The sequence below is a fragment of the Faecalibacillus intestinalis genome, assembly GCF_015097455.1.
Taxonomy (GTDB): Bacteria; Bacillota_I; Bacilli_A; order Erysipelotrichales; family Coprobacillaceae; genus Faecalibacillus; species Faecalibacillus intestinalis.
In genome coordinates, this window is the sequence record NZ_AP024085.1 from 2010872 (window position 1) to 2024666 (window position 13795).

The 13795-nt window shown below is 29.7% G+C and carries 5 protein-coding genes; all 5 read right to left on the reverse strand.

What is annotated here, in order from left to right; translation table 11 throughout:
* Nucleotides 1-116: 116 nt before the first annotated feature.
* The 5 genes from Fi14EGH31_RS10845 to Fi14EGH31_RS10865 all read right to left on the reverse strand — a co-directional run bounded on the left by Fi14EGH31_RS10845 (nucleotide 117) and on the right by Fi14EGH31_RS10865 (nucleotide 13777).
* Nucleotides 117-5744 carry a beta-N-acetylglucosaminidase domain-containing protein gene (locus Fi14EGH31_RS10845; protein ID WP_200764801.1) on the reverse strand — a complete coding sequence of 1876 codons (5628 nt, stop codon included), beginning with the start codon at nucleotides 5742-5744 and terminating at the stop codon, nucleotides 117-119.
* Between the two features lie 253 nt (nucleotides 5745-5997).
* Nucleotides 5998-10866, reverse strand: coding sequence for a discoidin domain-containing protein (locus Fi14EGH31_RS10850; protein ID WP_158560064.1), 4869 nt, complete (start codon nucleotides 10864-10866; stop codon nucleotides 5998-6000).
* 148 nt (nucleotides 10867-11014) lie between these two features.
* On the reverse strand, nucleotides 11015-11851 hold the full coding sequence (locus Fi14EGH31_RS10855) for a PRD domain-containing protein (protein ID WP_227359884.1): 837 nt from the start codon (nucleotides 11849-11851) through the stop codon (nucleotides 11015-11017).
* A 5-nt stretch (nucleotides 11852-11856) separates the two neighbouring features.
* Entirely contained in the window at nucleotides 11857-13290 is a 1434-nt protein-coding gene (gene nagE, locus Fi14EGH31_RS10860) for an N-acetylglucosamine-specific PTS transporter subunit IIBC (RefSeq protein ID WP_200764802.1), read from the reverse strand.
* Nucleotides 13291-13417: 127 nt separating this feature from the next.
* On the reverse strand, nucleotides 13418-13777 hold the full coding sequence (locus Fi14EGH31_RS10865; protein WP_317994121.1) for an MATE family efflux transporter: 360 nt from the start codon (nucleotides 13775-13777) through the stop codon (nucleotides 13418-13420).
* Nucleotides 13778-13795: the final 18 nt, after the last annotated feature.

Genomic DNA, 13795 nt, shown 5'->3' on the forward strand with positions numbered 1-13795 from the left:
CTCTTCTTTAAATATACCATAAAAAAAGCGTCTCCGCTTATGAAAACGCTATCTTTTTTTGATTTTAAAATGAAAAGGTTCTATTTTCTTAATCTTGAAAATAGAAACCTTTTATTTTAGTCTTCTTTTGTTCTTTTTCTTAAAGATACATAAACGATTGCTGCCATTAATGCAAATGTTGCAAATGTCCATACAGATGTTGAATCACCTGTTTTCACTTTGTTATTTGTTACAACTTGAGGTTTATGAGCAGGTTCATTTGTATCTGTAGTGACTGTTGGTGCTTTTTCTAATGCATTAATAGCGTTTTGTAATTCACTTACAAGGGCATCGACTTCTTCTTGTGTCATTTCTGATGAATTTTCTAACTTCTTAGAAATTTCAGTAACAACATCTATTAGTTTAGAATAAGATGCTTCTGTATATTTTTTACTATCTAATTGTTTAATTTGATCTAATAAACCATGGATACCATCTAAATTACCACGTTTAACAAGTTTTTGAGCAGCTTCTTTTAAAGTATTAGTTAATGCTTGAACATCATCACTTGTGTTTTCATTTTCTAAAGCAGCTTTAACATCATTGTAAACTTTTTCAAATTTCTTCCATGATGATGCTGTATAATCTTTTTCTTGATATTGATCCATTAATGCTTTTAATGCATTTACTTCATCATCTGTTGCTTTTAAAACTAATTGTGTTCTTGCATCTTGTAATTGTTTTAAAGCTTCATCTAATTGTTCTTTTGTTGCATCTTCTTTTTCGATTAATGTTTGTGCATTCTTTAATGCTTCTTTAAATGAATCAGCAGTAGATGTTAAATATTTATTTGTATCTAACTTATCTAATTCATTTGATGTAATATAATCTTTTAACTCTTTTTTACTTACTGATACTTTTGTTACTAATTGAGCTTTTGCTTTTTGTAAAGCATCTACCATATTAATAACTTCTTTTTCAGTAATTGTTGCTTCATCCTTTTTAATGAATTCTTGAGCAAGTTTCACTTGAGCTTGTAAAATAGCCCATGTTTCACTTGTATAATCTTTTTCTTTTAACTTGTTAATTGTATCAAGTTCATCTTTAACACTTTGAATATCTCCACGTTTAACAAGATTTGCATAAGCATCTTCTAATTCAGCTTTTGCATTTGTAATAGCATCTAATTCACCAGCTTGTTTATCTAAAACTTTTTGAGCTTGTTTTAATGCCTTTTCAAATTCTTTATAAGAATCTGCTGTATATTTATTTTCTTTAACATCTAAAGAATCAATATAACTTTGTAAATCATTAGCTGCTGTTGAAGCATATTCATCATCATTTAACATAATAACTTCTGAAATTGTTGGAATTTTATTTTCATCCCATTCAATCTTTAATTCATAAACGTTTCCTTCAGGCATATAGAATTCATTTAATGATTTTTTAAGAGTTCCAACTTGAACCCATTTCTTTCCATTTTCACCATCTACAAGAACAGATACTCTTGCATTTGAAATTTCACCTTTTTGAATAATATGCATTTTCTTAACATCTAAATCACTTGATAATGTATAAGTAATGCTTCCAGCTTCTTTAGAACCTGGTCTATAAGCTGTAGATAAATCTCCATCAAACATATATTGAGGAATAAATCCATTTGCTTCTACAGTTGAAGAAGTATATGTTGGATCATTTGAAACTGGTACATATTCTCCATCATTGATAACAATTTCATTGAAAACAACAGCTCTATTATTATTTGTTGCTGTCATTAAGATCTTTAAGTAACGTGCTTTAATATTATTAGCAGTTCCTTCTACATAGACTTTATTTGGATATGTGCTTGATGCTTTATAACCCGCATCTGAATCAATACATTTAACCCCAGCATCATTTGTATTTTCATTACCATCTCCAATAGTTACAACTTTTGTCCAGTTTTCTAAATCATCTGATACTAAAATATCAGCATCTCTAATATAGTTAACTGCACTATCTTGGCAATACATTTGAATTTTAGAAATTGTTCTTTCTTGTCCTAAATCATAAATAATATATTGTCCTTTTTGTGGAAAATCACCAAATTCTGTTGTTGAATCGATATTACCATCAAAAGCAGCACCATTATTTCTAGTATCTTCACCAACACCCCATGAAGGATTAATATTCATAGTTGCCTTATATAAATATGGTGCTGTAATTTCATTTGAATGTACTTCAAAATGATTAATTGTCAATTTAATAGCTTTGTCTGTTTTATTAATTAATCTTACATATCTTCCATCTGGAAGTTCTTTTTCTTGACCTGTTACAGTTGTCCATTCAACACCATTTTTTGAAACTTGTAAAGTTGTTCCTTGACCATTTTCATAATCAATATTGAATGTACTTAAATCTTTGATTCTTGATAAATCAACACCAACGTATTGACCTTTTTCTAAAGTAATTTCTTGATTATAGATCAATTCTGTAAGTGCTTCTTCACTTTGTGAAGCTAATCTATAATCTGTATTTGTATAAACATTAGCATTATTGAAATCCTCATCTGGATTATATGCATTTACTGTAAATTCAGAGAAAATAACCCATACAGCTCTTTCTTCTTCATTCACTAAACGAACATAACGTGCTTTTAAACCATAGAAATTTTCATCAATTGTATCTTTTCCACTAGCTAAACCTTGATATGTTTTATAAGTAGTCCAGTCTTGGTTGTCATTAGAGTATTGTAAACTATATTTTTCCCATTTATCTCCTGCACTGCGGTCTCCACCGATAACTGCATGAATTTTACCAATAGCTGTTTCTTTACCTAAATCCCAACCAATATAATCACCTTTTCTTGTTCTATCACCTGAGGTACTAAAATCTAATGCTGTTGAACTATCACCATCTGTTAAATTAGCTACTGTTCCTCGATAAATTCCCCATGTATCTGTATACATAAATGTTGCATTGATTTGTCCTGGATCAGCCATTTTAAATGTATTGACTTTCCACCAATATCCTGCTGTATTACTTTTTAAATTTAATTTTAAGTTTCTAATACGAACTGCTTTTGCTTTAATATTTTGACTTGATACATCTAATTCAACAGAAGCATCACCATTATATTCTTTTAATACTTTCCATGTTTGACCATCCGTCGTATATTCAATGGCATATTTTGTTGATTTATCTGTTCCTGCATCTTGTCCAAAATAAATTGTACCTAATGTTTTTGCTTTTTTGAAAGTTAATGTAATACTTGCATCAACTGGTAAATAATCTTTAATTTCTCCACCTTTATAAGGACTTTCAGCAAAATGAGCATAAGTAGCATTACTGTCATCTAATAAATTATTTAAAGAACCACCTTTAAGTGTCAATTTATCAACAGATAATGTACCTGGATCTTCTTCAGTTACTGTTTCATCTGCATTAACAGCAATATCTCTAATACCTAACCAAGTATTCGCTTTATCTTCAGTAGCAACCATGCGAATACCTTTAACCCCTTTTAAATTTAAGTCAGTTAAAGCTACATCATTTGGTAAAGTATATTCTTGATTATCTAAATCAATCCATTTTTTACCATCTGTTGTATATTGCACTTTAGCTTTAGAAAAAGTATCTTTTGAATTTGAATTTGTTCCTAATCTAAAAGTCACTCTATCAATATCAATTGCTTTTGAATAACTAACGCCTACATAAGTTCCTTTACTAATTGTATTTGGTGTTTTATAAACAATTTCAGTATTGGCTTTATTATCGAATACATTATCAATATTACCTGTTGGACTATCATTACGATTTGTAATAAATTTAGTAACTTGTTTATTTGGATTTACAATTGTAGAAGCAATATCTCCTAAATAAGAATCCATTGCTTTAATAAATGGTACGATATGTTGTACTCCTACTTCTGCATATTCTAAATGATCAACATAATTGAATCCATATGTTTTTGATTTTTCAAAAGCAGCCTGTCCAGTAGTATATAGATCCCAAATCTTATCATTAGCTTCTTCATCTTGTACAGCTTTAACAGCTTTAAGATAATTTATTGCTGCATCTGCTGTATCATCCCAACAGTTTAACCAATATACAATTTGATCTTTTATTCTTGTATCACCTGCTTGTGCTCTATATGTAGCACTAGCATTTTTTAAGATTGTAAATTCATTGATCAAATCTTCAAATTGTTCATCACTGATTGTTGTTCCATTTGTAAGAGCTTCTTTGAAGCTTGTTAAACGATCTTTTAAATCTACTGATTCTTGTAATGCTGTTACACGACCATCCATATTTTGATTGATCATATGTTTTGAAAGTTCTCTTAAAGCAGTAGATGCTTGCGTTTCAATAGCGCTATTATGATCGACATATTTAAATGAAGCATTCCAGCATTTTTGAGCTTCTTCTTCACTTTGCCAAATATTCCATGAGTAACATGCATTCCCAAAAATTGCAACTTTACTTGGCTCAGATTGTTGCATTGGATTTAAAACGATTCCTTGAATCTTATTTGGATCTACACCAGGGTGTAAAAATGTTGTATAGCCACCCATAATTAAGTGTTTTTTAGAGTTATCTGTACAAGGCCAGTTAATCCACATATATGGTCCACGTCCAACTTTATTTGTAAAAGTTGTGGTAAAGTTATCAGTTACTTCTCCCCATACTCTACCACCAGTCATAACGATTTGAATATTTGCTGGGAAATTTTGATAATAACTTTCACCATTATACATATATTCTTGTGTACAGAATGGTAATGTTAATTTTAAATCAGGATATGTTTTTTGCATTTCTTTTAACCATGCTGTCATATCAGTTAATGTTTTTGTATAGTTAGCACCACCAACATTTCCAGCATCATCTGCTAAAATAGCAATTTGACGAACACCTGCTTTAATAACTTGTTCAAATTTAGCTTGTAATACTTTTAAGTCTGCTTGATAGTTTTCTTCACTATTATACCTGATGGCATTATACATATATGGATGTAATGCAAATACAAAACGACATTTTGATTTATTTCCTGCTTCAGCAAGAGGTTTGATTTTTGTTTCAATTTCTTCATCTGTATAAAGTTCACGCCATTTAGAGTTATGTTTAGGATCATCTTTAGGAGCATAGAAATAAGAATTCAACTTGTAGTATCCTCCCCATTCCATTAATTTCTTACGATCCTCAGTTGACCATGGATTTCCATAATAACCTTCAATAAATCCACGACTAGCAACATTAGCATAATCTTCTATTGTAAAATTACGGATATTTGTTCCGTCTAATTGTTTAAAGATATGATACAAACTTGTAAGACCATAAAAAGCCGCATCTGTATCTTTACCTAATACTGTAATTGTTCCATTATCAACTTTTAATAAGTATGAATCTAATTGATCAAATAATTGGGTTGTTTTTACTGAATAATGTTCACCAACATATTGATCAACATATTGATTTGAATCTTTAATACCTACTAAAATGTTTGTTTGGCCTTCTTTTACTTCTTCAGAAGTACTTGCTTTTATATTTTTAATAGCTAATACTTCATTCATTCTATCCTTTGTATATTCATCAATACCATCTTCATAGACAACATTGACAGTAGATGTCATATCAAATGAACCATCTTGATAATCCATCATATGAGGATTTGGATAGACTTCATAATCATTTTCCAAAGCACTGACGATTGGATAAGAGTGAATACATCCAATTGACATTAAAAATGCAAGTGCTAGAGAAACAATTCTCTTTACCTTTTCTTTCATATTCTTCTTCCTTTCTTATTTACATTACTGCTCCCTTAAATGAATAATGTAATCTTAATTTGCAAATACAAACCAAAAAATAAAGACCAAATAAGATACACTAAAAAAATGTAAGTTATTTGGTCTTGCCTACTTAAAGTAACAATCCGTATTTACATCCTGTATTGTAACATACACTCTTTGTCTATGCAAGGGCTTACAATAAATTTGTCTAGACAAAATAAATACCACTACTTAATAGTGGTATCTATTTTTATAATTCTTCTTTTTTTACTTTTTTAATACCTAACCATGACATGAAAGCCATTAATACAAATAAAATAATATTTGTTTCATCACCTGTTTTAGCAGTTGAAGATTGTTTTTTGTCATTTTTAGTAGTAGAAGTAATTACTTGATTATCTTTAGATGAAGTATTTCCTTTTGAAGTATTATCATCTTTAGTAGATGAATCTACTTTTTTAAGAGCATTCATAGTTTTTTCTAGATTAAAAATAGCTTCGTTGATTTCTTCTTTTGTAGCATCTTCTTTAGCAGATACTTCTTTTGCTTGAGTTAATGCTTCTACCAGTTGTTTCCATGAATCTTTTGTATAATCTTTTTCTTGAAGTTGATCAGCTTTACTAATCAAATCAGTTAATCCAGATTTATCATTAAGTGTAACAAGTCCATTATAAGCATCTAATAATTTTTGATACATATCATTGATTTCATCTTTTGTTGCATCATGATTACTTATAACATCCTGTGCTTCTTTAAGAACAGTTTGGAATTGTTTCCATGAATCCTTTGTATAATCTTTTTGTTCAAGATTTGATAAATCATCAACGAATGATTTTAATTGTTCATTATCAACAGATAATACAAGTTTTACCATTGCATCTGTTAATTGACGTTTCATAATTTCAATTTCATTAGCGTCAGGATTTTCTGCATTGACTAAACCTTCAGCAGCTTTAATTGTATCCTGTAAATGATTCCATGAAGTAGATAAATATCCAATATCTTCCATAGCTTTAGCTTTATTGATAACATCTTTTAAACCATCAACATCTGCCGGTATATCTGCACGATGTAATTTAATTTCTGCAGCACTTCCGTTATTATTAACAGCTTCTACGTAGTATAAACGAAGATGTTTTGTTTTTACTGTATCAAATTCAATGACTTTTGTAGATGAATCACTTGATAAATTACCTTCTTTAACTGTTTTCCAATTAATACCATCATCACTTGTTTCAATACGATATTTTGTAACATTTCCATTTTTACCAGTTTGACGAGGAACATATGTTAAACCATTGACACTCATTTCTTCTTTATTTTCAAAAGCAATCCAATGAGGTGTTGATAAATTCCAATCTGTATGCCACATTGTTGATGGATTATCATCTAATACATTTTTAGGATCTGATCCATCATGTTGATAAGATGAAGCAGTTGCTGTAAGTTTGCTGTTATCAATGTAATTTACATTAACTTGTGATTTTAATTGTAGTTTAGTAAGTGCTTTTGTAAGTTCTACTTCATATTGATCGACTGTATCTTGCATTGATTTAGGTAATTCTCTTTGAATCATATCAATAACAAATTGTAAGTTTTTAACAGAATCTTCTGTATAAATCGATAAATCTTTTGGAATTGAATTTAAATAGTGATCTACTCTTGTATAATTTGCTTTTTTGTAATCAATTCCATTTACTAATTCTTTAATTTCATCTGTAAGAGTTGAAATTGTTTGTTCATTTGGATCATATTCTTTTAAAATTACTTTTGCTTCTTTTATTTTTTCTTGTAATTGTTTATTTTGTGATTCATCTGCTATATAACTTGCACTTGTTACTAAATAATCCAATTCCATTGTTGAAGCATATGTTTTTTGTGTACCTAAACGAATATCATCAACATATCCTTTAAAAGCATGTTCCTTACTTCCAATTCTTTCAAACGGTATCATCATTGTTGCTTTTAATGGTCTACCACTTACTTGTTCATCATCACCAAGAGTATCTACTAATTGACCATTTACATATAAATCAATAACTTCTTTTCTATTTTTGAATTCTAATTCAACCCATTGGTTAACTGGTAATTCATAATTAAATGAATAATCATGATTTTCTCTACTTAATCCAACTTTTCCTGTTTCTTTTTGAACAGCTTTAATTGATCCATAGCTACTTTCAAATAAAATTTGTTCCTCTTCACTTGAAGATTCACGTTTAACTTTTACACGTAAATCATTATTCAAACCAACAGTACTAAATGATGTAGTAGCATAACTTTTATTTCCTAACAAACGTAATGCATCATGACTGTCTAATGAAGCAAGTTCGATATTTTCATGGTCTTTTAATTGATCAAGATTATCTAAATCATAATGAGCAATCATACCATTTTCATCTTTAGCTGCTTCATAACCAAAATTTGTACCTGGAGCATCTCCTAATGTTGTTCTTAAACTATTAGCTTGATCTAATGTTTTATCTCCTTTACCCCATAATTTAGCACCAAATAATGGAATTGCATTTTGTAAACGATCATAAACATCATATTCACTAATACCATTTTCTAAATAGTCTGTCATATCGTTCCATACAGCAATAGCGCCACCTAGCATTTGTTCATCACCTGCAGGAATTGTGACACCACTAATCGAGTTGATTGCTTGATTATATAAAATATTGTTATTTAAATAATCATAGTAATATCCAGCATTAGGAACAATATAATAATGACCATCATTACAGTTAATTAAATCATAACCTTGTTCATACATTTGATCCATATTCGCATAACCAAAGTTCCATAAATTCATTTGAACATCTTTACTTCTAACCGGAGTTTTTCCTGAACATTGAGTTAAACTTCCCCAAATACGTGCTGTTCTTCCTGAATCTTGTACATATTTCAACATATCATCTGAGAATCGACGATAAGCTTCTTTATCTGCATTATATTCATCTGCACCAACATGGACTGTAGTTTGTTCATCGAAAACAGGATCACTTGTTTTCATATATTCATCAAATATACTTTGTACAAATCCTAATGATTCATCATATTTATCTCTTAAAGCTAGATGATCATTTTCTCGTCCATTTGTTCCATGTCTTAAATCAGGTCTTACTTTAGTAAGTGCTAATGAATGTGCTGGTGTATCAATTTCAGGGACAATACTTACACCATAATCTCTTGAATCCTTAATAAAATCTTTAAATTCTTTTTTTGTATAGAATAAATCTGTACTTGTTAAATCTTGTTGATTTAAACCATTGTTTCCACCTTTTTTAACATCTGATTCTAATCTAAATGCTGAATAACCTGTCATTGGGTCAGCTAAACTTTCAATTGAAATTAAATTATCATTTAAGTGAACTTGGAAATCGTTCATTTTATACCATGACATTTGTTTAACGATTTGTTTTAAATAATCCATTGTAAATGTTTTACGTCCAACATCTAAAATAAAACTTCTTACTTTATAAAGTGGATAATCTCTTGTTGTCCCACAAGGAACATTTCCTGATTGTTTAATACTTTGTAAAATCGTTCTGGTTGCCCAATAAGCCCCTGTTGTTGTTTCAGCTTTAATATTGATTGAATCATCAATATCCATTAAATATCCTTCATCTTGTAACCCTAATGATTTATCTTTTGTAAGAGCTAAAGTAATATCTCCTGTTTTGCTTTCACCTTTTACAACAGCAATACTTTTTCCAGTAATATCTTCATAATCATTAGCAAGTGCTTCTGCAGTTTTTTGAAGTGAACTATCTTTATAAACAATTCTTGCCCCTTTAGAAACTGTATAGTTTCCATGTCCACCATTCCATTCAGCTAATTCTGGTAAAACATTTGGTGCTTTATTCGCTGTTTCATCATTTTTTTGACTACCTGGAACTGTAACAGCAATTTCTTTGAATTTATAATCATTTGTATCATTATCTGTAATCTTGAATGATACTTTAACATTTTTATCACTAATAGGTTGATAAATTGTTAAATCTTCATCAATGACTTGTTCAAAATCAGTACCATTATATTCAACAGTATAACCTTCAACTTCTGGTAAAGTGACTTTTAACTTTTTATCTCCAGTTTTTGGTGTTTCTACTTGAATTCCATTTAAAACATCACTCATTGACATTTTTTCATCAGGATTTCCACCATAAACTTCTAATTCATAAATAGAAATCGTATTCCAAGCGATACCACCATCTGGATCTTCTGAAGTATGTGAATCAACATATAAACGCACATATCTTGCTTTATAGATTTGATCTAAAACAATTTTTTCTGTTAAAGATTTTGGACGATCTTTAAATTCTTTAACTGTTTGCCAATCACTTTCTTGAGGCGTAGATTCAGTATCAGCAATTTGAATCTTATAAGCTGTTGCTTTACGTGTTTCCCAGAATACCTTAACCGTATTGACATTCATTCTTTCACCTAAATCAACATAGATCCAATCTGGTCCGTTTCCAATATTACTTCCCCAACGAGAACTACCTGATGATGTATTTCCATCTACTGCATTTGCTGCTTTAACACTTTCTGCTTCCTGAGAACTTGCGATTGCTGTTTTCTTTAATGCAACATTTGTATTTGGATCTTGTACTTTTTCATCTGTATTAAAAATTTTAAATTCATAACATGAAACATTAGGATACCCTTTCATTTCTGTAACTTCTAACTTAACATATCGACCACTTACTTTACTACCTAATAATTCTTCACTGACAACATTTTTATTATCTGTTCTTGAAAGTACTGGTTCACCCCAAGAATTAAGATCATTAGAAACATAAATATTATAAGCTGAGGCATAAGTCGATTCATTTTCCCAAAACATTTGAAACTTATTCATTTCATATTCTTGTCCTAAATCAATATATGCCCATTGAGTAGGTCCACTTTCTGTTGACCAACGTGTTTTTTCATTACCATCAGTTAAATTTTTTCTAGGCATTGTGCCATATTCAGCTGAAACATAAGCTGTTTTGTTTAACGCTAAATTTTGTTGAGATGTTTCTGCAAAAACTGGTACCATCGATAATACTGAACCCATTGACATCGATAATGTTAATACAGCTACAACACTTTTCTTTTTCAATTTCATATTTTTCTCCCTTCTCTTTAAAAAGAAAAGACCAAACATAAAAACAACATTTCTAAAATGCCGTCAATATATTTGGTCTTGCCTACTTAAAGTAACAATCCTTGTCTATACAATAACAAATAGCATTACTTTTTGTCAAGCGCTTACATTAAATGTGACAATTCTTTTTGATATGTATACATAAATATGTTTGTTCATCTGGTGGTAATGTATAATGATATTTTTTTTGAATTAATTTTTTTATCCGATTAACACAAAGAGATAACCGAATATTTTCTTTTAACATATCTCTTATATTTTCTGTTGTATCTATTGTATTTCCTATATCATGTCGAAAAACTCTTTCAGCTAAAAACTTAAGATGTGTAGATAATCTTGCATAATCGATAGAATCTAATTCTAATTGAACATTCATTGTCTGTTCAATCACTTCAATGACATCTCTTACAAAGTTAACAATTTTAGAAGTATTTTGTGCGTTGTTTTTAGTAGAAAAATTAACTAAATGTAATGCAATATACCCTGCTTCTGCCTCTTCTAATTGAATATCTGTTTTTTCTTTAATCATTTTTATAATCCATAAACCCAACTGATATTCTTTTTTATAGAGAGCTTTTGTTTCAGATAAAACTACATTTGGCAAATCAATATTTTCTTTTTTTCGTTTAATAGCAAAAGCAATATGATCACTAATTGCTAGAAAGATTTCCCCATAAAATTGGGTATTCAATTGTTCTGTTGCTTTGCTTACTAATAAACTAGTAATTTCATAATAAATAGGTTCAATATCATTGATTCCTCTACGGATACGTTTTTCACCTTTTTCTTTAAAGATATATGTTTTTTCAATCCGTGATTCATCAACTAAATCACCTATCTTTTTTTGAAAGCCGATTCCTGATCCTGTTAAAATAATATCCCCTAATTCATCAGATAAAGCAGCAATACTATTATTATTAAATATTTTTATAATCTTCAATTTCATTTCTCCTACATTAGTATTTCATTTAATATTTCAGCAATAAATTGAACTTCAGTTCCTATAATGATTTGTATTTCATGCTCACTTGCTTCAACAACATGAGAAAAATTCATCTTTGATAGAGTCTGTTTATCTATTATTGAGATATCTTTAACTTCTACACGTAAACGCGTAATACAATGATCAACACTTATAATATTCTTTTTACCACCTAATGCTTCAAATAATTGAATAGCAATTTCATCAAAATTATTTTCGACTTTCTCTACTTTCTTTACCTCATTTTCTTCTCTTCCAGGTGTCATAATATTATAACGTGTAATCAATACTCTAAAAACAATGTAATAAATCAATCCGCATATAATTCCTAAAGGAATTAAAAATAAAATATTATTAGCAAATGGTGATTTAAAACTTAAAACATAATCTATAAGTCCTGCAGAAAAACCAAACCCTGCCATCCATTTAAAAGTTGCTGCAATAAAAAGCATCATCCCTGTAAGTAAAGCATGAATTAAATAAAGTGTTGGTGCTACAAACATAAAAGCAAACTCAAGTGGTTCAGTCACACCTGTAAAAAATGAAGCCAAAGCAGCTGAAAATAAGATAGCACCTACTTTTTTCTTATTCTCTTTTCTAGCACAACGATACATAGCTAGAGCAGCTCCAGGAAGCCCAAACATCATTACTGGGAAAAATCCTGCTTGATACATTCCTGTAACACCTTTAACACCACCTGAAATTGTTCCCCAAAATTTGCCAATATCATTAATACCTGCAACATCAAACCAAAATACAGAGTTGAGAGCATGATGTAAACCAGTAGGAATCAATAATCGATTTAAAACACCATAGATTCCTGCACTTAGAGGTCCAAAATTAGCGATTTCTTTTCCAAACCAAATAAAAAAGTGATAACACATTGGCCAAATATCAATAAATATTAAAGATATCAAAAGTGTAATTCCTATAGAAACAATGGAAGCAAATCTCTTTCCATCAAAAAAAGCTAAAAACTGAGGTAATCTTTTTTGATCAAACTTTTGAAAAGAAATAGCCACAATCAAACCTACCAAAATACCAATAAAAGCACTTTGCGTATTATGAAAAGCTAAATCCACAGCATATTCTGGAATTTGCAATATTAATGCGATGCATTTAGATGATAGAATTGTTGTCATCATCATATAACAAGCAAGAGCACTTAACACTATTGCTGTATCTCTTTTTTTAGACATTTCCATAGCAACAGCTATCGCAAATAAAATGGGAAGGTTATCTATAATTGCTCCACCAGCAGCAATGAGTAAAGCAGCAATTGGGTTATGTATACCCCATCCAGTAGGATCAATCCAATACCCAATTCCTTTAAGTAGTGCTGCTATAGGCATGATTGAAACAGGTAACATGAGTGATTTACCTAATCTTTGTAAATATTTCATAGCGAACTCCTTTAGTAAGCGCTTACGTATCATGCCAAATAATACTAAGTAGACACATACGGTAAAGATTATTATACACTTGTCTAGTCAAAATAGCTAATAAAAAATACTGCAAAAGCAGTATTTTTTACTTGAACCATTTTTCTATTTTTATACCATATACAATACCAATTGTATCCGCTAAAATCCATCCAATAACAATTGCCCACCAAATCATTTCTACACCAAATGAAGGCGCTAATAAGTAGGCTAGAAGAACTCTTGTTCCAAGTGAAACAATTGTTAGAATCAATGACATTTTTATCTTTTCATATTTTTTAGCTCCAAAATACATTGAAAATAAAATACCACTTCCCATACATAAACCAATAATAATAAAAGTAAGAAATGTCATTAATGTATAACTTGATCCAACAGCAGCTAATGCATTACTACCAATATATTTTCCTACAATATAAGTATCAACTATAAAATTGTTGTAATAAATTCCCTAAAATCATCGGAA

What these genes read in the sequence shown, in the direction of transcription:
- Fi14EGH31_RS10845 (WP_200764801.1), bottom strand. Translation starts at nt 5,744, where the DNA reads ATGAAAGAAAAGGTAAAGAGAATTGTTTCTCTAGCACTTGCATTTTTA.
- nagE (WP_200764802.1), bottom strand. Translation starts at nt 13,290, where the DNA reads ATGAAATATTTACAAAGATTAGGTAAATCACTCATGTTACCTGTTTCA.
- Fi14EGH31_RS10850 (WP_158560064.1), bottom strand. Translation starts at nt 10,866, where the DNA reads ATGAAATTGAAAAAGAAAAGTGTTGTAGCTGTATTAACATTATCGATG.
- Fi14EGH31_RS10855 (WP_227359884.1), bottom strand. Translation starts at nt 11,851, where the DNA reads ATGAAATTGAAGATTATAAAAATATTTAATAATAATAGTATTGCTGCT.